Source organism: Furfurilactobacillus curtus (genome assembly GCF_045862785.1).
In the GTDB taxonomy this organism is placed as follows: Bacteria; Bacillota; Bacilli; order Lactobacillales; family Lactobacillaceae; genus Furfurilactobacillus; species Furfurilactobacillus curtus.
Window position 1 is genome coordinate 131,032 of the sequence record NZ_BQXO01000003.1, and the last position, 23,976, is coordinate 155,007.

Below are 23,976 nucleotides of genomic sequence, written 5' to 3' on the forward strand. Positions count from 1 at the left end.
AAAAAATTGGTACGAAAAACTCACTCGCGGTATTAGCCAGCTAACGATTAAGGCCATTAACCACCCGTTAGGATTAAGTTAACTATTCCTGATTGGAACACGTGAATCATGAAATTAAAGAGATTCGTATTCAAAGACAGATAGGTTATTTGAATCATTACCCCACCTATGCAGAGTCCAGTCAAAAATAAGTCGCCAATTAACTGTCGCCGAGACTGATTTGCTGAACGACCTACATAAAGATAGGCCATTAAAGTGGGAAGGATAAATGTCAGACGAAGATAAACTGAATCCTTTGATATAAATGAGATTAATGCAACGACGCTTAGCAATAGCGCATAAGTATAGCCATCTTTATTTGTTAAGCCAGTTGTATGTCTGCGCAGCCATAAGATTAGGCTCATATAGCCAAAAACCATCAAATAGAACAGGCGAATCAGACGCATATATATACTGTTACTTAAATATTCTACATAGCTAACATCTCCTCCTTCGCCAAAATATGAACTACTTTTAGTGAGGAATAAATCGAACACTCCTAGTTGAGTCAATCCCACCAAGCCAATTGCGATGATCACAATCATGGCACTCAATTTAAATATGGCTCGAATAGGATTGGGACGCCAGTGAACCTTTAAAAGAAGCACCAAGCGCATCAAAACTATGATTAACCCAGCAACATGAACGGAGATCGCTAGCAAGTAAATCAACCAAGTTAAGAGTCCTCGGCGATGCGCCTCAAGGTCACGATAAATAGCTAGACTGGCTAGTGAAAATGACAGCACTGTCCGCACACCTAAATCCGCAATTGGAAATGGCATCAAGCATAAATAGATCAGGATACATTTCGTCATATTAATTTGATATTTATCACATAAGCGCGTAATAACGGTTAAATTGCAAAGAGAAGCAATCAACATGACGCCAAATGGCAATAATTGATTGTTCTGTGTCAATCCCACTAAGAAATAGATCAAGGGTTGAACAACAAATAATCCTTGCGATCCGTAGTTTTGCCAAATGTGTTCAAATGAATGTCCACGAAAATAATGATCGATCCAATAAAAGTAACGAGCCAAATCGGCCGTTTCACGACTAGGAACTAAGTTGTAAGCCATAATCCCAATTAATACGGCAATCACAACAACGTATAATTGTCGAAAACGGCGATCGTTTTGAACGGCCAGCGCGGCAAAAATCCCGCCAAATAATGGGTTTAAAAGCGTGATAATCATCGTTAATCCAGCTGTCATCTGCTCACCTATCTTATCTATTGATCATTTGTTCATACATCTGCTGCCATTGATGGGTGCCGTTTACGACATCAAAGCCAGCATTTTTAACCATCGCTTGAGCTTGAGCTCGATTAATATTCTGCGATTTTAGCCAATCAATTTGCTTCAACCAACTGTTTAAATCAGACAATGGTAAAAAGGACGCATTGATAAGCCCAGCCTCGGTCGTCACATGATCACTAAAAATCACTGGTAGTCCTGAGGTCTGTGCTTCGACACCGACCATTGGTAAACCTTCATATAATGAAGGCATTAATAACATATCTAATGCACTATAAAAGGCGTGAACATCTGTTCTTAATCCAGCAAAAACGACCGATTGAAGCAAATTATTTTCAGCGACCAATTGTCGTAAGGCTGCCTCGTCAGGCCCCTCACCTAGTAAAACAAGTTTCGCATTAATTCCAGATTGAATTAATCGTTGCAGAAGCTTTAATGAAAAGCTCTGGTTCTTAGTAGTTGTCAACCGACCAATATGACCCAAAACGACGGTTGTCTGATCAAAATGGTACTGAGAGCGAATACGTTGACGAGCCATTGCATCATATTTGTATTTGTTCGTATCAATTGCATTTGTTAATACGCGAAACTTCGCTGTTCCAAATAGCGTTTCACCTGCTAACTTTGAACAAGCAACATACTCGGTCGCATATTGCCGAGTGAAATGACTGAAAAGCCGATTTCGAAAGCTTTTTAACCTTGTTTGACTAAAAACAGAGTTGTGTGAATGGATAATTCGATGCTTAACCCCTTTAGTAACTCCCGCTGGTAAGCTAGCGCCCCAAATGGATGTCGCGTGATAATGTATGACCTGATAAGCATATTTTGATAACAAATCTCGAATGAATTTCTTTACTTGTCGATAATTTCGCAGGGAACCCGAATAGTAATGAACGCGCCCACCTAAGGCAACAATCTCCTCTTCATAGTCAGACTTAACGCTACGGGGAACGGCAAAATCAAATTGAATTTTTTGTCGATCTAATTGACGGAAGACATTCATAACAATACTCATTCGGCCGTTGCTACGATGCAAGGAGTCGGGGAAATGAAGAATTCGTACAGGTTGTGACTTATCCATAATCAGCCTCCTTTTATTCGCGCCAATAGGCAAGATAATGATGGCACGGCCGTTGGCGACGACGCGGATAATCTGCCATATAATCGCCAAAAACGCGAGTTAACACCTTCTTGTAATCTTGAATAACATTCAGCTGCGTCCCTTCGAAAGACAACGTGGTATAGTTTTTGAAGATCCCCGTCGGCAAAATTTCCGCCCCAGCTTCATCCAGCCTAATACCTGACCATTGCGAATTTTCAAATTCGTAATTTGCCATTGACGCTAATAATAGCCGCTTCCATTTATTGGTGGATTGACGCTTAGCTATCAAGTGAACAGGCATTAACTTAATTGATTTGACTAATGTCGTGTACCACTTGGTACCCGAATAATAAAAAGGTGTCGAGCATAAGAACCGTTCTTTCAACCAATGATTTTTTTTGAGAAAAAACATCTGCTGCTTTTTGCCGCTAGGAATACCATCAATCGGAAAAATATCAACGAACACGCCTAATTCGTGATAGCGATCAAAATGATAGCTAGTCTTCATAATTGTCCTTGGGTCAATCAATTTCGCATACGGGTAGAAATAATTTGGCAATTGCGGATCGAGGACTTGGTATTTATGCTGACGTTTTAAAATCTCCATTAATTTGATGAAGTCTGGCCGTGGCATCACAATATCCGCGTCATCATCCCAAGGAATGAAGCCATGATATTTAGCCGCGCCTAATAACGTTCCTCCTCCCAACGAATATCGTAAATTGTGTTGTTCACAAAGCTGGTGTAAGTACTGTAGCAATCCAAATAGAATTTTCTGTTGTTCTTTAAGTTCAATTGGCACCATATTAACGTCTCCCTCAGTTTTACCTTTGGCTACGAACTGTTTTATACGCCAGCGCTAAAATTAATTTGGGCATTAAACGAACTGCGCACCGGGTAACAATATTACCGAGGTAATCACTTAAGCTTAAATAATGTTGCCGATAAGCTGCACTTTGAAAATGCAATTCACGTCGCAAATAATACCAACCGCTACGGCGCTCCCAAAAGTGACTACCTGCACGCGCCCAAACTAGTGTTTCTTGCAAATTAGCAAATTTCATTTGTTGGCTAAGCATTCCTAACCACAAGTAATAGTCTTCGAAGGATGGCATTTCCGTGTAGCCGCCCAAGCTCATCACTGCTTCACGGCGAAAAGTCACAGCCATATGATTCATCGGGTTACGCCGCCGTGCCAATCGTTGGATAGCGGCTTGATCCATGGGTACTTTACGAATCCCTGTCACATCCTCAATGGCCGTCGCGAATTCACCAATCCAACTGCCAACAACACTCAGTTCGGGGTCCTCGGCAAATTTTTGGAGCGTTTTTTCCATACGCTCTGGAACATTGACGTCATCGCTATCAAAACGAGCAACTAACGATTCCCGACACATGGTCAACCCTTGATTCAATGACGCTGTCAAGCCCATTACCTGAGGGTTTTCTAAGTATACCCAATCAATGTGTCTATACTGACAAATACATTTATATTGATCAATCACGTCATCTAATTCAGAGATTCGACGGCCGTCTTTAACAATAATCATCTGCGCTGGCAATACTGTCTGATCAAAAATGCTCGCCAGTGCAGACTGAAAATGTTCCGGACGCTCGTTTTGATGAACAGCTATTAAGGCGCTATATTTGCGGTTTATTAATCCAATCATCAACGGGGCTCCTCCTCTAATTAACTGATCGATAACTTTTAATGTAGTGTGCGACACCTTGCCTTGGTGCAAATTGAACCTGATACCCAAGCGCGCAAATTTTCTCAATACTTGCACCAGAATCATAAATGTCACCGGCTCGCGGCTGACGGTAAGTTAGCCTAAGTGCCTGTTGACATATCGCTTCAAAATGTTTAATCATCGTTTTTAAACTAACTTGTTGTCCAGAGCCAACGTTATAGACATCATGAAGTGCTTGCTCATGAAGGATCAATAACTGTAAGGCCTTAATCACATCACTCACATAAACAAAATCACGCGTTTGTTCACCATCGCCAAAAATAGTAAACACTTTGCCTTGACGGATTGCAGCATGAATCAGTGACAAGACACCAGAATAAGGCGATTGCGGGTTCTGCTTAGGACCATAAACATTGAAAAATCTGGTCACAACTGTAGGAATGCCATAAAGCTTGCCATAACTGATAAGAAAGCGTTCTGTTGCATATTTATCGATGGCATACGGAGAAAGTGGTCTAATCGGCGAAGTTTCCTTCTTGGGTAGCGTTGGGTGATCTCCATAAACTGCTGCTGACGAAGCAAACAAGACCTTTTTCACTGGTAATTGATGGACGCGAATCACTTCCATAACGTGTAAATTAGCATTTTGATTAATTTCATGCGTTTCGTATGGTCGCTCAATAGCGTCCGCAACACTTGCCACTGCTGCGAGTAAAAAAATATAATCAAACTGCCAATCAATTAGTAATTTTTCCATAAACTCTTTGTTATTAATCGACTGATGAAAAAAATGTAGATGTCTAGAGACGGGTAAATTCTCCAACCTTCCCATCGATAAATCATCGACAACAACCACTTCATTATCTTCAATAAGCTCGTCAACTAGGTTCGAGCCAATAAAACCCGCCCCACCAGTTACCAAAATTTTAGCCGTTTTGATTTGCTGACTCATCGCGATCCCTCCCCTGTGATCACTGTTTTTAAGGTGGCCAAGAAAATATGTCCATCCATTCGAAGACTAAGATGATCAATATAGTACTTATCTAAAGCAGCTTTTTCCGCAGGATTAAGATCATAGCCACCATGAACTTGGGCATAACCACTCAAACCAGGTTTAACGCGTAACCGCTGCTCAAAGCCGGGATAGGTTTGGGCAAATTCTCGGGTAAATTCCGGTCGCTCAGGTCGTGGACCGATTAAACTCATCTGACCGCTCAGCACGCTCAATAATTGCGGTAATTCATCAATTCTAGTTTTCCGTAAGAAGCGCCCGACGTTTGTTACCCGTGAATCCTTCTTTTCAGCCCACTGAGCACCATTTTTTTCAGCATCTTGACACATGGTTCGTAATTTCAGAATGGTTAAGGGTCGGCCTTGTAAACCCAGGCGTTCTTGTTTGAAAAAGGCTGGCCCCGCAGAATCTAGCTTAACTGCCAGCGCAGCAATTAAAACAATTGGCAATCCAAGAATAAAAAGTGGCAAAACAAACATTAAATCCAATAGCCGCTTAATCGGCAAATACCAGGACCAAGCAGCCGGCATAAGGTCGAATTCAACTACTTGAGAAAGGTTTTGTTTTTCCATGATGCTCCTCCTTAATTTTGTCTGCGTATTATGTTATTCGCTACCAGCAGAATTCATAGCATAGCCTAACAAGTTAGCATCAGCCATCTGCAGCAACTCGATAGAGCGGTCCACGGACATTTTGGTCGTATGTCCTTGTCGGATAACCAGTACCACTCCATCAACTTGGCTTGCTAAAACTTGAGTATCTGAAACATCCATTAACGATGGCACATCAATGACAACCAGATCATAAACTTGCTTGAATTGCATAAGAAGATGGGGTATTCTTTCCGTTTTAATTAAACTGACATCATTTTTGATGCCTGTCCCACTGGTCATAATTGATAGATTTTCAATGTCACTATCCTGAATATCCCGTTGATAATTTACTTGCCTAGTTAACAGAGCATCTCTCAAGCCTCGATAATCTTGTTTTTGAAAAATTTTATGCATGCTAGGATGCCTGAAATCCGCATCAATTAGCAGAACTCGTTGCCCCTGACTAGCCCAAGCAATCGCCATATTAGCCGCAATAATTGAACGTCCATCACCACTTTCAGGCGATGTAAACATAATCGAATTAGCAGCCTGATTCATCATCGAAAAAGTAATGTTGGTGCGTAACGTTTGGAGTTGTTCTGCCACCGGCGAACGGGAGCTGACCGTAATTAACCTGTTTGACAAATCTAGCGACTTCCTTTTTGACTTACTAAATAATTTCATACGTATTCTCCAAAAAGTTAATAAAGATAACTTATTTATTTTGCAATCTAATGTCTGTGTTCAATCAACCCGATATGGCCTAAATTTTTCAAGCGCCAGTGATCAATGAGATAATTATCCGTTTTAATCGTTTGATCCATCAATTCGCGGGCTAATATCAGCCCCATACTAATTAAACAACCAGCCACTAAACCAGCGATCATGAATAATTGCTGACTCGGTGATGTGCGAACACTGTGCACATCGTCAACAATCACAGCAACATTGTCCATCCCCATCATTTTCTTTGTGTCAGCTTTGTAAACGCTTCCAAGACGTTTGGCAACCATTTGTGCTTGGGCTGCCTTATCAGCAGCAACGTTAATCGTTAATACGCGAGAACTTTCTTCACCGTCAACCGTAATAGCTCGCTTAAGCTGATTTACAGATAAGCTTTTTGCCCATTTTGCTTGGCTTTTCTTAAGCGTGTCACTTACGTCTTGCAAAACAACTTGATTGGTAACTAAATCTTTATAAGTACTAACTAACTGTGATGCTGTCTGTTGGTCAATTGCTGTGCCATTTTGATTTTCGCCGACCGGACCTTGCTTACGGATCAAAATCTGCGTCGTTGCTGTATATTCGGAGTTAATTAAAAATTTTGCGGCGGCGAAGCCCGCTCCTCCACAAAGTACACTGCTCACAATAATCAGCCAGAATTTTTTTCTTAATAGCTGTACAAGCCATTTTAGCTCCATCAGGTTATCCACCAATAACACCTCCATAATCGTCGATTTTTATGACATTTATCACAAACACAATGATCATCGTACATTCCAAGAGTTTGATTTCAGTTAACGGGGCGCATAATCCGTAAAATCATAAATTAAAGCATCAACCTCAACGCGTAAGGAATGTGCGAAAACAATCGTTTATTTTCAAATCCTTATCGTTATTTTAATGATATATTAACGGATCTTGAATAGTCTGTAAATTTTTAGCTATGGTAATCATTAGATATGTCGAAAATAGATTCATAGGAGTGCGCTGAGAAAGGCTTTTTAGCGAACTTTTTTTTAATATATTCATTTACTTTTCTTTTGTCATTTTTTTAAAAATTGATCTTATCATTACAATTATTTAAATAACAAAAATAAACTCGGCTACTTTAATCTCCATCTTTCAATCATGAATAATGAATAATAATTAATTATCTATCCACATCATGACGATCAATTTGGAGGAAGACAGCTAACAGGCTACGCCAATTTTTTCAAATTTATCAGTAAATAATTGTGACTGCTGGTACATATTGGCTCTTGTTTGCAAAATATTTATCCGTGTTTATCAAACAAAAAAAGAACCAACAACAAACAATCTGTTGTTGGTTCTTTTTTTAGCTTCTAATGCAGCTCTTTGTACAACTTTAAGTAATGTGTAAATCAACGATTTTGCGTATGCGAGGCAACATTGATCCGATTAATTGCTCGACGCAAGGCAACCTCTGCCCGGCGTAGTTCGTCAGCATCATGTGCCTGTTGAGCATGTTCAATTGCTTGTTGTGCACGAGTTCGCGCACTTTGCGCACGGTCAACATCAATATTACCCTGCGTTTCCGCAGAATCTGCCACAATTGTCGCGACGTTATCAGAGAATTCAACAAAACCACCATTAACAGCAATTTCATCTTCCGCGTTTTGATCATGTTTGACACGAACTTCATCAATTTCCAACGCCGCAATTAGCGGAACGTGGTTTGGCATAATTCCGATTTCACCGTTGGTTGTTTTCGCCACAAACATGGTAGCCTCATGATTATCGTAACTCGTTCCATCCGGGGTCACAATCGTAACCGTCAGTTGAGGTTCAGCCATTGGTTACGCCCCCTTAGTTACTACCTTGTAGTTGTTTGGCCTTTGCAACAGCTTGATCAATCGTACCGACCAATCGGAAGGCCTCTTCAGGTAGGTCATCATACTTCCCGTCCAAGATGGCCTTAAAGTCTTTAACCGTATCTTCAACAGGAACATATTGTCCATCAATTCCTGTAAATTGAGAAGCAACGGAAAATGGCTGACTCAAGAAATTCTGAATTCGACGAGCACGTGCCACAACCGTCTGCTCTTCATCCGACAATTCGTCCATCCCCAAAATAGAGATGATATCTTGTAGCTCGTGATATCGTTGCAGAATCTGTTGGACTTGTGTGGCAACTTCGTAATGATCTTGTCCCACAATTTCGGGAGTCAACGCCGACGAAGTTGATTCCAACGGATCCACGGCCGGATAAATTCCTTGTTGCGTCAAGTAACGTTCCAAGTTAGTTGTCGCATCCAAATGAGCAAAAGTGGTTGCCGGCGCCGGGTCAGTATAGTCATCGGCAGGCACATAAACCGCCTGAATGGATGTAATTGAACCCTTTTGTGTAGAAGTAATTCGTTCTTGTAGTTGACCCATTTCTGTCGCTAAGGTTGGTTGATAACCAACGGCTGACGGGATTCGTCCAAGTAACGCAGAGACTTCTGAACCAGCTTGAGTAAACCGGAAAATGTTGTCGATAAACAGCAACACATCCTGTCCCTTGACATCACGGAAATATTCCGCAATCGTCAACCCAGTCAACGCCACTCGCATCCGGGCACCAGGTGGCTCATTCATTTGTCCATACACCATGGCGGTCTGCTTCAAAACGCCAGACCCTTTCATTTCAAAGTACATGTCATTGCCTTCACGAGTACGTTCACCAACACCGGTGAATACTGAAATCCCGTTATGGCCTTGGGCAATATTGTGAATTAGTTCTTGAATCAGAACTGTCTTACCAACACCAGCCCCTCCAAAGAGGCCAACCTTACCACCACGTACATATGGAGCAAGTAAATCAATCACTTTAATTCCCGTTTCGAGAATTTCAGTACTTGTTGCGAGTTGGTCATACTCTGGCGCTTCCCGATGAATCGGATTGCGTTTTGCATCTGGACCAAACTCTGCTCCGCCGTCGATCGGTTCTCCGAGGACGTTAAATACCCGACCCAATGTATCTTCACCAACGGGCACTGAAATTGAGCCACCTGAGTCCTCAACTTCCATGCCACGTTGTAAGCCATCCGTTCCATCCATCGCAATTGTCCGCACGACACCGTCCCCTAGTTCCAAGGTGACTTCAACCGTGAGATCCTTTTGATTGGGACGTTTAACCAGTAATGCATTGTTAATTGCAGGTAACGAACCATCTAGTGGAAATTCAACGTCAACAACGGGGCCGATAACTTGAACAACTTTACCAGAACTCATTCGCGTATCTTCCTTCCGTCTTAATAATTACCGTTGACAAGCCTTTACTTGTCAATCGGGATTAACTTCCTATTCCAATGCTGCCTGCCCACCAGTGATTTCAGTGATCTCAGTAGTAATTGCACTTTGACGTGCACGGTTATATTGAAGACTAAGATTACCGATTAGGTCATGAGCATTATCCGAGGCAGTTTGCATCGCAGTCGCACTTGACGCATGCTCCGAAGTTTTACCGTCCAGAATAGCTCCATAGACGAGGCTTTCGGCATACTGTGGTAAGACCACCTGCAAAATTTCTTCAGCGGATGGTTCTAACTCATATTCCGGAGTAATGTTAATTCCTGCTGCCGCGGCTTTTGCAGAACCACTCTCATCGCCGTCTGGTTTTGTATCTATAACCGTGTCACTAGTGATTGGTAACATTCGTGTGGAACGAAAACGTGATGTCAGTCGGTTAACAAAATGACTATAACAAACATATAACTCATCAAAGACGCCATTGTTATACATTGCCACCACAGTTTTCACGATTTCTCTAATTTCAACAAATGTTGGGACATCACTGACACCACGATATTCATAAGCCACGTTTAAACCACGCTTTTTATAAAAGTCAGCGCCAGTGCCACCAATAGCTAAGACAACATAATCGTTCTGACTACCACCATGTTGGTGCATAAAGTCATTCGTAGATTTAATGATATTACTATTATAACTGCCAACTAGGCCGCGATCTGAAGTAACGACTAACAAGCCAGTTTTTTTAACTGGGCGTTGTGTCATTAAACCACTAGCAGGTACATCATCATTGGAACTAGTACTGGGCGTCGAAACGGACCCACTATCTAGTAAATGAGAAGCAGCAAGGTGAGTCACAACGCTTTCAACCTTTGCTGCATAAATTTGATACCCACTCGTATGGTGTTGGATCTGACTAAGCTTAGAGGTTGAGACCATCTGCATCGCTGTTGTGATTTGAGCCGTTTTTTGCGTCGAACTAATCCGGCGTTTCACTTCGTTTAGTGCTGCAGGCATTTGCTCACCTTCCTTTCAACCTATTTAGTGGCTTCCGTAGCTGCTTTAGTTGGTTGAAAAGAATCAACAAATGCGGACATTGCAGCCTTCATATCGTCATCATCTGGTAAATTCCCAGTTGACCGAATGGTATCCAATAAATCAGCATGTTTCGCATCAAAATTATCAAACAGCTCGCTTTGGAAGCGCGCGATATCCTCAATGGCAATTTTATCAATGTACCCATGCGTCAAGGCATATAAAATGATAACCTGCTTTTCAACAGCTAATGGTGCATGCAATGGTTGCTTTAGCACCTCAATCGTTCGTTGTCCACGATTCAAACGGTCCTGAGTTGCTTGATCCAAGTCAGAACCAAACTGCGCAAATGAAGCGAGTTCGGCATAAGAAGATAAATCAAGCCGTAGTGTCCCAGAAACCTTTTTCATAGCTTTAACTTGAGCATCACCACCAACCCGGGAAACAGAAGTACCCGCGTCAATGGCTGGTCGAATACCAGAATAAAATGAATCAGAATTCAAGAAAATTTGACCGTCAGTGATAGAAATCACGTTGGTTGGGATATAGGCTGACACATCACCGGCCTGAGTTTCAATGATTGGCAAAGCTGTCATCGAACCGCCGCCCATTTCATCACTCAATTTGGCTGCTCGTTCGAGCAAACGTGAATGTGTGTAGAAGATATCTCCAGGATAGGCCTCACGACCAGGTGGCCGACGAAGAATTAAGGAAAGCTCACGATAAGCGACAGCCTGTTTTGATAGGTCATCATAGATGATTAAGACATGTTTACCATTGTACATGAATTCTTCACCCATCGCGGCTCCCGCGTAAGGGGCTAAATAGAGCATTGGTGCAGGTTCTGAAGGCCCTGCAGAAACAACAATTGTGTAATCCATCGCCCCAAGTTGCCGAAGCGTCTCTACTTGAGCACGAACGGTTGATTCCTTTTGTCCAATCGCCACATAAACACAAATCATGTTTTGATCTTTTTGATTAACAATTGTATCAATCGCCAGTGATGTCTTCCCTGTCTTCCGATCGCCAATGATCAATTCACGTTGACCACGACCAATCGGAACCAAGGCATCAATGGCTTTTATACCAGTCTGTAATGGTTCACTGACAGATTTACGTTGCATAACTCCAGGCGCCTTAAACTCAACAGGACGGGTGTGATCAGTCTTAATCTCACCTTTTCCGTCAATTGGTTGACCCAAAGAATTTACAACCCGCCCGATTAACGCGTCGCCGACAGGAACTTCCATAATCCGACCAGTCCGTTTAACGGACGATCCCTCTTGAATCCCGTCATAAGCTCCTAAAATCACGATTCCGACATCGTCAGATTCGAGGTTTTGAACCATTCCGTACACGCCATTTTCAAATTCGAGCAGTTCACCAGCTAATGCATTATCCAGACCATGAGCACGAGCAACCCCGTCACCGACGTAGGTTACTGTTCCCGTCTCTTCAACGGTCAGCTCCTCTTGATAGTTCTCAAGCTGTTGTTTAATGAGAGCGCTGATTTCTTCAGCTTTGATGCTCATGCGGATCTCACCTCTTTACAAAGATTTTTAACGCGTCAACGTTTGTCGCAGACGGTTTAGTTGGTTACGAATTGAGCCATCAATTACCGTATCGTTAGTATTGATAATCACACCACCAATAATGGCAGGATCGATAACGACATTCAATCGGACTGTTTTCGCACCAACACGTTTAGCCACGCTGGCCATCAAACGTTGTTGCTGGTTCATATCTAAAGCAACAGCAGTTGTGACGTCGGCCGAGACCACTTGATTTTGTTCATCGTAGAGCCGTTTGAACTCATCAATGATTGCGACCGTATCATTCAAGCGGCCGTAGTCAAAAAGCATTTGCAAAAAATTATGAACAAGGGGACTTGCCCCATCTAGCAAAGGCTTTAAAAGGGCTTCTTTTTCAGGATTCTTCAACCCAGCACCAGTTAAAATCGTGCCAAGGTTCGGGATGGCTTGAAAAACGCCTTGAATTTGAACGAGCTCGTTATTAATCGACTCTACTTGATGCTGCTCATTAGCCGTATCAAACATTGCTCGGCCATAACGACGAGCAACTTGCGATTTAGCGAGTTTGGTCATCTTTTCCCAACCCTTCAATGTAAGAATCAATTAATGCTTTTTGATCATTAGCATCTAACTGCTTATGAATGATCTTGGAAGCAATCTCAATAGATAAGTCCGCAACATCATTGCGGGCACTTGCTAACGCGTCTTGACGCTGCTGCTCAATATCAGCAGTTGCCGATTCACGTAGCTGTTGCGCGTCACTTTGAGCTTTAGTAATGATTTGATCACGCTGCTTGCTTCCTGCATCTTTGGCATCAGCCAAAATAGTTGTCGCCTCTTGATGAGAATTGGCCAACGCATCTTGGCGTTGTGTAGCAAGACTTTCAGCATCTGATCGTGACTTTTCCGCAGCGTCAATATCATTAGCAATTTTTGTGGCTCGGTCAGACATCATTTTGTTAACCGGTTTCCATGCAAAAATTTTAACTAACCACATTAATAGGACAAAAGCCACCATGTAAAACAGCATGTCACCATAATCAAATCCGCTCGCTGACGCCAGTATTAATGGTGAAAACATCTATTGACACCTCCTCTAGTTAGAATTTGTATGTCTTCACAATTCAAACTACTTGTTCATAACTAAGAAGGCAATAACGATCGCAATGATTGGCATGGCTTCAATCAAACCAACCCCAATGAACATTGTTCCCCGCAGTTGACCGGACATTTCAGGCTGACGAGCCATCCCATCCAAAGTCTTTGAAATAACCAGGCCGTCACCGACACCGGCACCAATGGCAGCCGCACCAGCGGCAATTCCAGCAGCAATTGCACCCATAATATTGAATCCTCCTAAGATTTTTATTCCTCTACTGTCACTTTTCGAGAAATGTATACCGTGCTTAAGGTTACAAAAACATAGGCTTGGATCGCTCCGATAAAGACTGAGAACCCTTGCCAAGCAATCTCGAGTGGTAACGCCACAATCATAGTTGGCAACCCATGTGAGAAAGCCATACTACCGAGTAACTTCAGTAGCGTTTCACCAGCGAAGATGTTCCCGTAAAGCCGCAAAGCTAACGTTAACAGGTTCGTGAATTCTTCGATAAGGTTAATCGGCAATAAAGCAGCAAATGGCTTTAAATACGCATTTGACAGATAACCGCCGAAACCAAACTTCACCACACCCAGAAAGTGCGCTAACGCTAGTGTAACCATTGCCATCGTTAACGTAATAACTGGATCTGCAGTTGGGCTACGTACATAATCGACCCCATTAACTCCAACCTGCAAGAATAGACCAAATTCATTGGCAAAAAATACAAATAGGAACAGCGTAAATGCAAATAACCCTAACTGACCACCGTCACGTCCAGGTAGTTGACCACGAACGATTCCGTTCGTGAAATCAATCACCCATTCCAAGATATTTTGTCCACCTGTTGGTTTCAATGTTAATCGTCTAGATAAAAAGAAAACGAAACCAAACACCAATGCGAACGCAATTGTCACTGAAATAATGTTAGCAGTGTGAAAAGTCAGCCCCAAAAATTGGAAGGAATCCACTAAATATCACCTCTTTTCGTAACCTTAATATCTAACAATATCGTGAACCAGTCCAACTCTGACCGAATAGTCCAAAAATTGAGCGTTTGCTGTTCAAAATACAGAGTTATGATACCACCATTGAAAATCAATCGCAAAAGAATTTACACTTCATCAAAGTCCTGTCATCCTTAGAGCCACAAGTTTCCCATCAATTAGAAAGCGGTTCCATCTGCTTACTGAAAATAATTTACATTTTTCTCTCACGTTCCATTTTTGTTTCAAAGCGTTGCTCCACTCTAATTCTGCTCTCGTGATTGCATTTTTTAAAACCAATTTAATTGTCCGCTAAAAATATTTTAGCTGATTAAATAACAAGTTAACCAGCCAATTTTTGATTAATTATTGCATTCTTATTCTGGACCAGCTGAGATCATTCGACAGCCTTAAAATGGCCAATCAGCTGGGTTTAGTGTGTACTGGTAGCCGCCAAAACTAGTTCAAATTTTCAAAGTCAAACACCACTGGATGAAAAATTAAAAAATCCTTATCTCCGCCTACATTTTGGAGTAAGGATTTTATACAAGATCAACGACTAGTTATGCTATATTTACACATCTTTTATATTCCAGTCACGATTTACTCAAGGATAGCTTAAAGTTATTTAGTCCCAAATAAACGATCACCTGCGTCACCTAAGCCTGGCACAATATAACCATCTTCATTGAGGCTTTCATCCAAGGCAGCAGTGTAAATATCTACATCCGGGTGTGCTGCTTGTAAAGCTTTTACACCTTCAGGTGCTGCCACCAAACACATAAATTTAAAATTATTAGCACCACGTTGTTTGAGCGCATCAATTGCCATGATCGCTGAACCACCAGTAGCCAGCATTGGATCAACGACAAAGATTTGCCGTTGATCAATATCTGCGGGCATTTTTACAAAATATTCCACGGGTTGAAGCGTTTCCTCATCCCGATACATCCCGATATGACCAACTTTGGCTGCCGGAATCAAGTTTAAAAAACCGTCAACCATCCCTAATCCAGCCCGTAAAATTGGCACAATCGCTAATTTTTTACCAGCTAATTGCTTTTTAATCGTCGGACCGATCGGCGTCGTCACTTCAACATCTTCCAATGGCATGTCCCGCGACACCTCGTAGGCCATCAACGTTGAGATTTCATTGACAACTTCTCGAAAAACCTTCGTGCCTGTCTCTCGATTACGAATAATCGTTAATTTATGCTGAATTAGTGGATGATCAAGAACCTGAAATGTTCCCATGCGGTGCCACGCTCCTTTTATTTTCTGCTCTCAATTTTAGTCGATTTTTGTGGCAAACGCGAGCACAAACGGTAATTAATTCACATTAATTGGATGAGCTGCTGTTAAAGCCTGAACCCGCTGCGATACAAATTTCGCAACCACCTCATCTGCAGGATGTTGAATCATTTGCAAAATAAGGGCCGCAACTTCTTCACATTCATTTTCATTAAAGCCCCGGGTTGTGATGGCTGGCGTTCCAATCCGTAAACCAGAAGTGACTTGAGGTCCCTCGGGATCATTTGGAATTGCCTCTTTATTTGTCGTGATTGACACAGCGTCTAGCAGGTCCTGTAAGGCCGCCCCAGTCAATGCTGTGTCCGTCAAATCTAGCGTCATTAAATGGTTGTCAGTCCCGCCAGTTAGTAGCCGGACATGTTCATCAGCGTTAAAGACCGCCGCCATTGCTTGTGCGTTACGAATGACTTGTTCACCGTAAGTCTTAAATTCTGGCTGTAATGCTTCACCCAAAGCAGCTGCTTTACCGGCAATCACATGTTCCAGTGGACCACCTTGTGTTCCCGGAAAAACGGCCGAATTGAGCTTTTTGGCATATTGAGCTTTGGCAAGAATCATACCGCCCCGCGGGCCACGCAATGTTTTGTGGGTCGTGGTAGTCACAACATCAGCATATGGAACTGGGCTTGGATGCAGGCCAACGGCGACAAGACCGGCAATATGGGCCATATCAACCATCAACTTGGCCCCCACCGAATCGGCAATTTCACGAAAGGCTTTAAAATCAATTGTGCGACTGTACGCGGAGGCGCCTGCCACGATCAATTGTGGCTGTACCTCTTGAGCTTGCTCACGGATTGCCTCATAATTCAGTCGCTGTGTCTTGGGATCAACATGATAGGGATAAAAGGTGTAAGTTTTTCCGCTAAAGTTAACCTTCGAACCATGGGTCAAGTGACCACCATCATCCAGCGCCATCCCCATGACGACATCTCCAGGTTTTATCAAAGCGCTATAAGCTGCCATGTTAGCTTGAGAACCGGAATGTGGTTGCACATTGGCATATTCAGCACCAAACAGTGTTTTCGCTCGATCAATCGCGAGTTGCTCGACCACATCAATATATTCACAGCCACCGTAATAACGGCGTCCTGGGTAACCTTCGGCATATTTATTGGTTAATACTGAACCTTGAGCTGCACGAACCGCATCTGAAGCAATATTCTCTGAAGCAATTAGTTCAATCGTTCCTTGTTGCCGCTGGCCCTCATGTTCAATGGCTTGCCACAGTTCTGGATCTGTTGTTTGATAACTCATGGTCAGTTCCTCCTCAAAACAATCATCGAAATCTATTGCCTCATTTTACCGCACTGAACTTTGAAGAGGCAATTTTATCTCAATAATCAGCAGCACCTTGAACGTATGAACGCCCTGTTTAGAGACAAAAAAAGAACCTAGCCACATGTGTTGCTGGGTTCGAGTAAATATGAATTGAATTTATTCATCACCAGCGATATTTTGCGCTAACGTTTGAATCGACTAAGGTTCAAAGAAGACATTTCCCGCTGACTTTTTTAATCGGTTCATGTACGCGAGGCCAAGATTTTTTGGCGTAAAGCCTTCAGCCAAAATGTAATGAATTGTTGGCTCATCATCAAAATGTCTCAAACCGGCAAATAATAAATGGCTAGCCGACGTTACATCCTTACCTAGTGAAAAAACTTCTACATTGCTCGGCAAGGTCAGATCGGTCAGTCGCCCCGTCGTTGCCATCACCCCAACTTTGCTCGATTGTTTTTTTGCCCACTTTAGGGCCGCCGACCAATCCTCATCATTCACGATTTCCACCTGAGCAGCTGGGGCATAATGCTTATACTTCATCCCCGGTGCCTTAGGCGTTTCCTTAATCCCAACCTGATGAACCTCCGTTGCCACCGGTGTATGAATCACCGCTTCGATCTGTGCGGCGGTCACTGCCCCAGGTCGTAAAATAGCTGGTTGTGACGTTGACATATCAAGTACCGTCGACTCCACACCAACTTTAGTCGCACCATCGTCAAGAATCCCCGCAATCTTACCATGGAGATCATGATAAACATGTTGGGCAGTAGTCGGACTAGGTTTCCCGGAGGTGTTCGCCGATGGACCAACAATTGGATGCCCGAACGTCTTAATCAAAGCTAATGTAGTTTCATTTGCCGGAAAACGAAATGCCGCCGTTGTTAAACCACCAGTAACCGTTTTTGAAAGAACATTAGGTTTTAGGTTAAAAATCATGGTCAAGGAACCCGGCCAAAAAGTTGCCATTAATTGCTGAGCCCCTTCAGATAATGGTTCAACTAGCCGTTTGACGGTTTCGATATCTGCCACATGTACAATTAGGGGATTGTCACTTGGTCGCCCCTTCGCCGCGTACACCTTTTTAACTGCTGCTTCATTCAATGCATCGGCCCCTAAACCATAAACGGTCTCTGTTGGAAAAGCCACCAACTCGCCCTTAGCCAAGGCTGAAGCAGCTTGATCAATTTCGGCCGTCGAAAAAATTTGTGTTTTCATGCTAGTTATCCCCTTTTACTCAAATTAACTCGATTCTTCAAAGTCGAACCCGAATCATCCGATCATGTCCCGTCACATCTTGTTTCAAGGATACGTCCGCTTGTGGGATGGCATTTTTCATTAACGCCACTACCGCCGGACCCTGCGCAAAACCAATTTCAAAATAGGCTGCGCCATTGGGAGACAAGTGATCAACCAATTGAGCAGCGATCCGTTCATAAATGGCTAAACCATCATGAGCAGCGAACAATGCCTCATGCGGTTCATAATTTAGGACACTCTCATCCATCAATGATTGTTCACGCTGACTGATATATGGCGGATTACTAATGACTAGGTCAAAGGATTGCTCGTTCACTGGAGTGAAGAGATCGCCCACCCCCCAGTTGAGCTTCGTATTTAACGCCAACGCGTTGTGTTGTGCAACGGCAACAGCGGCTGCACTGATATCGGTAGCAGTTAACTGCCACTGCGGCCGTTCCAGTGCTAACGTAATCGCTAACGCGCCGCTACCAGTCCCAATATCAAGCACCCGTTTTAGGGAAACTTTTCCCCAATCGCTGAGCACCCAGTCAATTAACTCTTCTGTTTCAGGACGAGGAATTAGTACGGCTGGAGTAACCTGAAATGGTCGTCCATAAAAAGTAGCCTTACCTACCACATATTGTTCAGGCTCACCTGCTACGATCCGGTTAACCGCTTGTTGATAAGCTGTCCACTGTGTCGTTGTTAAAGTATCACGCAACGATAGGAGCAGTTTGGTGCGTGACCACCCAAAAAGATCTGACATAATCACTTCGGGCAACTGTCCCACATCCTCAATTGACTTATTCGTGACAGCTTTAAAACACGAAAAAGCCCACTGCTGGGCTTCGATCACAGTTGGATTAGCCATGATTCAATTCTTCCATCTTTTTGGCTTGTTCATTCAACAATAATGCTTCAATAATTTCATCGAGTTCGCCGTTCATCACCCGATCTAATTTATTCAGTGTCAAATTAATTCGATGATCTGTCACACGGTTTTGTGGAAAATTATAGGTCCGAATTCGTTCAGAACGATCGCCGGTCCCCACAGCTGTTTTACGTTGTTCATCGTATTCATTTTGTTCCCGCGAAGCATAGTAGTCGTAAACCCGTTGTTTAAGGATCTCCATCGCTTTTGCACGGTTTTGTTGCTGAGATCGCTGGTCCTGCATAGAAACAACTACCCCGGTCGGCAAGTGGGTCATTCGCACTGCTGAACTGGTTTTGTTAATATGTTGACCGCCAGCACCAGAAGAGCGAAACACATCTGTCCGAATATCTTTTGGATCCAAATCAATATCAACATCTTCATATTCGGGCATCACACCAACTGTCGCCGTGCTCGTGTGTACACGCCCGGCCGATTCGGTGACTGGGACTCGCTGCACACGATGAGCACCATTTTCAAACTTCAACTTGGAATAGACTTTCTCACCCGTAATCATGAGGACAATTTCTTTAAAACCGCCCACTTCGGTCGCATTCTCATCAATGACTTCGACATTCCAGCCTTGTCGCTCAGCATAACGGGTATACATGTTAAAAAGATCGGCGGCAAATAAGCTTGCTTCATCACCGCCAGCAGCGCCATGAATTTCCATAATAATGTTTTTATCATCATTCGGATCTGACGGTAACATCAAGACGGTAATCTCTTGTTCCAATTGTGTCTTTTCTTCGTCAAGGTCTTTCAATTCATCTTTGGTCATGGCCTCCATTTCTGGATCCAACTTTTCTCGTAGCAAGTCATTATCGTCATTAATTTCCGTCATAACCTGTCGGTAACGCCGATATTTCGTTACTGTTTCCCGAATGCTACCTTCCTCTTTTGACAATGCCATAAAACGATCTGAATCAGCAATAACTTCAGGATCACTCATTAATTCATTCAATTCTTCATAACGGTCAGCCACCGCCTGTAATTTATCAAACATTTCATCCATAATTATTTGGTCTCCTCAACATGAAACTGGGCTTGACTCATCGGGGGGTTGAAATAATGCTCTCGACAAACCGGGTAATAACTTTCATTACCGCCGATTTGGACCTGCTCACCTTCATACACCGGCTGGCCATCATGCACCCGTAAGTTCATGATGGCCTTTTTTCGGCAGAACCAGCAAATTGTCTTCATTTCCTCAATCTTGTCAGCGTAAAGCAGTAAGTACTTTGAGCCTTCAAACAGTTCATTTCTAAAATCATTTTTTAAACCAAAAGTCATCACTGGAATACGCAATTGGTCAACGACTTTGGTTAACTCTAATATATGATGCTTTTCTAAAAACTGTGCTTCATCAACCAAGACACAGGCCGCAGATGGATCAATTCTAGTGACAGCCTCATAGATATCTGTCGTCGATTGAATCGCGTGAGCAGGTCGTTTAAGACCAATCCGACTGGAAACAAAGCCAGCTCCATCTCGTGTATCCACGGCACTGGTCATAATAATGACTGACTTTCCTTGTTCTTCATAGTTATGGGCGACTTTTAAAATCTCAATCGTTTTGCCCGAATTCATCGCGCCAAAACGAAAAAATAACTGTGCCATGTCGATTTACTCCTGCTCAAAATTTTGTCGCCTTTCATTATAGCGAATCATTGCCCCAATGAACAGGCTTCTCGACCCCTGGCGAAGCAAGCCGGGTAATACTGAACACTAACAAATCAGCAATAGCATTTCTTAATCAGCGCTTAAACCTGAGCTTCCTCAGCCAGTTTATTTGACGAATGTGCTAAACTACAAAGGTTAATTACAGTGTTGAAGGAGTTCTTTTATGTCATTAAAAAGCGGCGTGGCCACGGCGGTCGGCAAATCATCTTATTGGTTCTTACACACATTTTTACACGGTGGTTCTTCCCTGCCAGGCAAACTGGCGACGCGTATTGATCCTGAATTGTTGAAGACCCTCGGACAAAATTATGACGTCATTGTGGTCACAGGTACAAATGGTAAGACCTTGACGACAGCACTGACAGTTCGCGTTTTACGCGAAAAATATACGGATGTTTTAACCAATCCGACGGGATCCAATATGGAACAAGGTATCGTTGGCACTTTTCTTCATGCAAAACGTCCACGTGGTCAACGCCCCTTAGCAATTTTAGAAGTTGATGAAGCTAACGTCATCAAGGTTACTCAATATATCAAACCGATCGCCTTTGTGCTAACTAACATCTTCCGCGATCAAATGGATCGATATGGCGAAATCTATACAACGTATAAAAAAATTCTCGATGGAATTAAACTAGCACCAGATGCAACGATTATTGCTAACGGCGACGCTCAGTTATTTAATTCTGTTTCACTGCCTAACCCCAAAATTTTCTACGGCTTTAATCATCTGCCTAAAGCTGACATAACTGCCCCGGTGAATACCGATGGCATTTTGTGTCCCATCTGTCAGCACATTTTGCATTATCACTTCATGACTTATGGCAATTTAGGCGATTATTTCTGTCCCCATTGCGGTTTTCATCGGCCAGAATTGACCGATGCTGTTACCAAACTTGGCGCGATGACTCCGACTAGCTCAGTGTTTGAAATTAATAATCAACCTTATGAAATTGGTATTGGCGGTTTGTACAACATTTATAATGCACTCGCTGCCTTTGCAGTCGGTCACTTTATGGGTGTGAGTGATGATCAGATACGGCTGGCTTTTACGAGCGATGAACGTGTCTTCGGTCGTCAAGAAGAAATTCATGTTGGCGACAAAGATGTGACGTTGATTTTGATTAAAAATCCAGTCGGTGTTAACCAAGTCATTGATATGATCTTAACGGAACCAGATCCTTTCTCATTCGTTGGCCTGCTGAATGCAAATTATGCGGATGGGATTGATACAAGCTGGATTTGGGACGGTGAATTTGAAAAACTAGGCGCCGCGGGTAGCGGTCAACAGCCAAAGATCAAAGCTTTCATGACCGGCGGCGAACGTTATAAAGATATCACCTTTCGTCTGAAAGTGGCCGGTGTTGATCATCCGATTATTGAGCCTGATCTCAGCGAAGTGGTAGGCAAAATCAAGACATTACCAACTAAGAAAGTTTATGTGCTGGCAACCTATACCGCTGTTTTGCAACTACGAAAACAATTTGCCAGTAAAGGTTTAATTAAGGAAGGAATGGGTGCTTAATGGCAAAATACAGTTTAACCATCGCTCACTTATATGGCGATCTCATGAACACCTATGGCGACGTTGGCAATATTCTGGCCATGAACTATTACGCTGGTCAGATGGATACCGAAATTCAGACCACGCTGATCAGTCTTGGTGATGATTTCCGGGAAACTGACTATGATATCGTCTTCTTTGGTGGTGGTCAGGACTTCGAACAAACGATTGTGGCCAAGGATCTTCCCAGTAAGGCTACGGCCATCACAAATTTCATCGAGTCTGGTGGGCCAACCTTGGCAATCTGTGGTGGTTTCCAATTACTCGGCCAGTACTACATTGGTGCGGACGGTGAAAAAATCACTGGAACTAAATCGATGTCACACTATACAAAAAATCAACATGATCATCGATTCATTGGTGACACGATTATTCAGGATGAACAAACTGGTGAAGTCTACCATGGTTTTGAAAATCATCAAGGCATGACTTTTTTAGGTGAAGATGAAGCGCCCCTAGGCGTTGTTTCAGAAGGCGCTGGTAATAATGGTATGGATGGTACAGAGGGGGTCCACTATAAGAACGTCTACGGTACTTATTTCCACGGACCGATTTTGACTCGCAATGGCGATATTGCCAAACATCTGCTCGTAGAAGCACTAAAACGAAAGTATCCCGCACAAGATTTTTCAGCATTTGAGGCCATGGAAATCCCAGCAACATTCTAGCCGCAATGACACAATAAGTTGCGATAAATGCACGATTACGAAAAACAAATGGCACGATCCACTCGAAATGAAATCGAATGGATCGTGCCATTTTATTTAACAAAACAGCGTTAACGATCTTTAATTCATGGTCAGCGACCGCTTCAGCCACGCCTCATCATTGGGATCTTCTGAACCACGTTGGTGCTTGTCAATGCCGGCAATAGCCGTCATTTGCGCATCAGTGAGTTCAAAATCGAAGACATCAATATTCTCAGCGACGCGGGCTTGGTGAATTGATTTTGGAATGACGATAATTCCGCGTTGGATATGCCAGCGGAGAATCACTTGCGCCACACTCTTATTGTGTGCAGTAGCAATTTCATTTAAAACAGGATCTTTCAAAACGCCACCTTTGCCTTGTCCCAAGGGCCCCCAAGCTTCATGGGCGATGCCCAAGTTGGCCAAATACTCATGCAATTGAGTTTGTTGGAAATAAGGATGGGTTTCAATCTGATCGACGGCTGGCGTGATCTTGGCCGTCGTCAATAATTGATCCATTTGCGGTTGTTCAAAATTAGACACCCCAATAGCCTTAATCAGACCATCATTGTATAGATCTTCCATCGCTCGCCATTTTTCATTATAGCCAGCACTCGGCCAATGAATTAGATACAAGTCTAAATAATCCGTTTGCAACCGTTGTAGGCTTGCCTTAAACGCAGTAATCGTGTCATCGTAAGTTTGAACACTATCCCATAATTTAGAGGTAATAAACAAATCTGATCGTTTAACATCACTAGCCGCTAACGCCTCACCCACCCCAGCTTCGTTATGATAAATGGCAGCTGTATCGAAATGGCGATAACCATCAGCCAGTGCATACTCAATCGAGTGACGTAAATCATTTTTATCTTCAACCAAGAAAACACCCAAACCTAATTGGGGAATTTTGGTCCCATTGTTCAAGGTCACATTTTCCATTATTTGTTCCTCCTTT

25 protein-coding genes are annotated in these 23,976 nt (G+C 42.9%); 2 read left to right on the top strand and 23 right to left on the bottom strand.

The window, feature by feature from the left end:
• Window positions 1–56: 56 nt before the first annotated feature.
• From ACKTR2_RS06425 to ACKTR2_RS06530, 22 genes are all read right to left on the bottom strand, one after another.
• A complete protein-coding gene (locus tag ACKTR2_RS06425) occupies window positions 57–1,253 on the bottom strand; it encodes a hypothetical protein (RefSeq protein WP_407883700.1) in 1,197 nt (398 codons plus the stop codon).
• Window positions 1,254–1,266: 13 nt separating this feature from the next.
• Window positions 1,267–2,376 (bottom strand): glycosyltransferase, encoded by a 1,110-nt coding sequence (locus ACKTR2_RS06430; protein WP_407883702.1) that lies wholly within the window; start codon window positions 2,374–2,376, stop codon window positions 1,267–1,269.
• A gap of 13 nt (window positions 2,377–2,389) precedes the next feature.
• A complete protein-coding gene (locus tag ACKTR2_RS06435) occupies window positions 2,390–3,202 on the bottom strand; it encodes a LicD family protein (RefSeq protein WP_407883704.1) in 813 nt (270 codons plus the stop codon).
• A gap of 19 nt (window positions 3,203–3,221) precedes the next feature.
• Window positions 3,222–4,067 carry a glycosyltransferase gene (locus ACKTR2_RS06440; protein ID WP_407883706.1) on the bottom strand — a complete coding sequence of 282 codons (846 nt, stop codon included), beginning with the start codon at window positions 4,065–4,067 and terminating at the stop codon, window positions 3,222–3,224.
• A gap of 16 nt (window positions 4,068–4,083) precedes the next feature.
• Window positions 4,084–5,040: an NAD-dependent epimerase/dehydratase family protein gene (locus ACKTR2_RS06445; RefSeq protein ID WP_407883708.1), complete on the bottom strand. Its 957-nt coding sequence runs from the start codon at window positions 5,038–5,040 to the stop codon at window positions 4,084–4,086.
• Window positions 5,037–5,672 (bottom strand): sugar transferase, encoded by a 636-nt coding sequence (locus tag ACKTR2_RS06450; RefSeq protein ID WP_407883710.1) that lies wholly within the window; start codon window positions 5,670–5,672, stop codon window positions 5,037–5,039. Before ACKTR2_RS06450 ends, ACKTR2_RS06445 begins: the two co-directional genes overlap by 4 nt.
• A 33-nt stretch (window positions 5,673–5,705) precedes the next feature.
• Complete coding sequence (locus ACKTR2_RS06455) at window positions 5,706–6,338, bottom strand: CpsD/CapB family tyrosine-protein kinase (RefSeq protein ID WP_407883712.1); 633 nt, start codon at window positions 6,336–6,338, stop codon at window positions 5,706–5,708.
• Between the two features lie 86 nt (window positions 6,339–6,424).
• Window positions 6,425–7,126, bottom strand: a complete 702-nt coding sequence (locus tag ACKTR2_RS06460) for a YveK family protein (protein ID WP_407883714.1) — start codon at window positions 7,124–7,126, stop codon at window positions 6,425–6,427.
• A gap of 672 nt (window positions 7,127–7,798) precedes the next feature.
• Window positions 7,799–8,230: a F0F1 ATP synthase subunit epsilon gene (locus ACKTR2_RS06465; protein ID WP_407883716.1), complete on the bottom strand. Its 432-nt coding sequence runs from the start codon at window positions 8,228–8,230 to the stop codon at window positions 7,799–7,801.
• A 13-nt stretch (window positions 8,231–8,243) separates the two neighbouring features.
• Window positions 8,244–9,650 (bottom strand): F0F1 ATP synthase subunit beta, encoded by a 1,407-nt coding sequence (atpD, locus tag ACKTR2_RS06470; RefSeq protein WP_407883718.1) that lies wholly within the window; start codon window positions 9,648–9,650, stop codon window positions 8,244–8,246.
• A gap of 69 nt (window positions 9,651–9,719) precedes the next feature.
• Window positions 9,720–10,685, bottom strand: coding sequence for a F0F1 ATP synthase subunit gamma (locus ACKTR2_RS06475; protein ID WP_407883720.1), 966 nt, complete (start codon window positions 10,683–10,685; stop codon window positions 9,720–9,722).
• A gap of 20 nt (window positions 10,686–10,705) precedes the next feature.
• Window positions 10,706–12,235, bottom strand: a complete 1,530-nt coding sequence (atpA, locus tag ACKTR2_RS06480; protein ID WP_407883722.1) for a F0F1 ATP synthase subunit alpha — start codon at window positions 12,233–12,235, stop codon at window positions 10,706–10,708.
• A gap of 27 nt (window positions 12,236–12,262) precedes the next feature.
• Entirely contained in the window at window positions 12,263–12,808 is a 546-nt protein-coding gene (gene atpH / locus ACKTR2_RS06485; RefSeq protein ID WP_407883724.1) for an ATP synthase F1 subunit delta, read from the bottom strand.
• Entirely contained in the window at window positions 12,792–13,316 is a 525-nt protein-coding gene (gene atpF / locus ACKTR2_RS06490) for a F0F1 ATP synthase subunit B (RefSeq protein WP_407883726.1), read from the bottom strand. Before atpF ends, atpH begins: the two co-directional genes overlap by 17 nt.
• A 48-nt stretch (window positions 13,317–13,364) precedes the next feature.
• A complete protein-coding gene (gene atpE / locus ACKTR2_RS06495) occupies window positions 13,365–13,577 on the bottom strand; it encodes a F0F1 ATP synthase subunit C (RefSeq protein ID WP_407883728.1) in 213 nt (70 codons plus the stop codon).
• A 23-nt stretch (window positions 13,578–13,600) separates the two neighbouring features.
• Window positions 13,601–14,305, bottom strand: a complete 705-nt coding sequence (gene atpB, locus ACKTR2_RS06500) for a F0F1 ATP synthase subunit A (protein ID WP_407883730.1) — start codon at window positions 14,303–14,305, stop codon at window positions 13,601–13,603.
• A 639-nt stretch (window positions 14,306–14,944) separates the two neighbouring features.
• Complete coding sequence (gene upp / locus ACKTR2_RS06505; RefSeq protein WP_407883732.1) at window positions 14,945–15,574, bottom strand: uracil phosphoribosyltransferase; 630 nt, start codon at window positions 15,572–15,574, stop codon at window positions 14,945–14,947.
• A 75-nt stretch (window positions 15,575–15,649) separates the two neighbouring features.
• Window positions 15,650–16,888, bottom strand: a complete 1,239-nt coding sequence (gene glyA / locus ACKTR2_RS06510; protein ID WP_407883734.1) for a serine hydroxymethyltransferase — start codon at window positions 16,886–16,888, stop codon at window positions 15,650–15,652.
• A 222-nt stretch (window positions 16,889–17,110) separates the two neighbouring features.
• On the bottom strand, window positions 17,111–18,127 hold the full coding sequence (locus ACKTR2_RS06515) for an L-threonylcarbamoyladenylate synthase (RefSeq protein ID WP_407883736.1): 1,017 nt from the start codon (window positions 18,125–18,127) through the stop codon (window positions 17,111–17,113).
• A gap of 37 nt (window positions 18,128–18,164) precedes the next feature.
• Window positions 18,165–19,022 carry a peptide chain release factor N(5)-glutamine methyltransferase gene (gene prmC, locus ACKTR2_RS06520; protein WP_407883738.1) on the bottom strand — a complete coding sequence of 286 codons (858 nt, stop codon included), beginning with the start codon at window positions 19,020–19,022 and terminating at the stop codon, window positions 18,165–18,167.
• Entirely contained in the window at window positions 19,015–20,097 is a 1,083-nt protein-coding gene (gene prfA / locus ACKTR2_RS06525; protein WP_407883740.1) for a peptide chain release factor 1, read from the bottom strand. The genes prmC and prfA overlap by 8 nt, the downstream gene beginning before the upstream one ends.
• A 2-nt stretch (window positions 20,098–20,099) precedes the next feature.
• Window positions 20,100–20,702, bottom strand: a complete 603-nt coding sequence (locus ACKTR2_RS06530; RefSeq protein ID WP_407883742.1) for a thymidine kinase — start codon at window positions 20,700–20,702, stop codon at window positions 20,100–20,102.
• A 226-nt stretch (window positions 20,703–20,928) separates the two neighbouring features.
• Between ACKTR2_RS06530 and ACKTR2_RS06535 the strand changes: the two genes are divergently transcribed.
• Together ACKTR2_RS06535 and ACKTR2_RS06540 are read left to right on the top strand one after the other, a co-directional pair.
• Window positions 20,929–22,290 (top strand): MurT ligase domain-containing protein, encoded by a 1,362-nt coding sequence (locus tag ACKTR2_RS06535; RefSeq protein ID WP_407883744.1) that lies wholly within the window; start codon window positions 20,929–20,931, stop codon window positions 22,288–22,290.
• Complete coding sequence (locus tag ACKTR2_RS06540; RefSeq protein ID WP_407883746.1) at window positions 22,290–22,997, top strand: type 1 glutamine amidotransferase; 708 nt, start codon at window positions 22,290–22,292, stop codon at window positions 22,995–22,997. Before ACKTR2_RS06535 ends, ACKTR2_RS06540 begins: the two co-directional genes overlap by 1 nt.
• 120 nt (window positions 22,998–23,117) lie before the next feature.
• On the opposite strand, the gene ACKTR2_RS06545 is transcribed toward ACKTR2_RS06540, so the two are convergent.
• Window positions 23,118–23,960: an aldo/keto reductase gene (locus ACKTR2_RS06545; RefSeq protein WP_407883748.1), complete on the bottom strand. Its 843-nt coding sequence runs from the start codon at window positions 23,958–23,960 to the stop codon at window positions 23,118–23,120.
• Window positions 23,961–23,976: the final 16 nt, after the last annotated feature.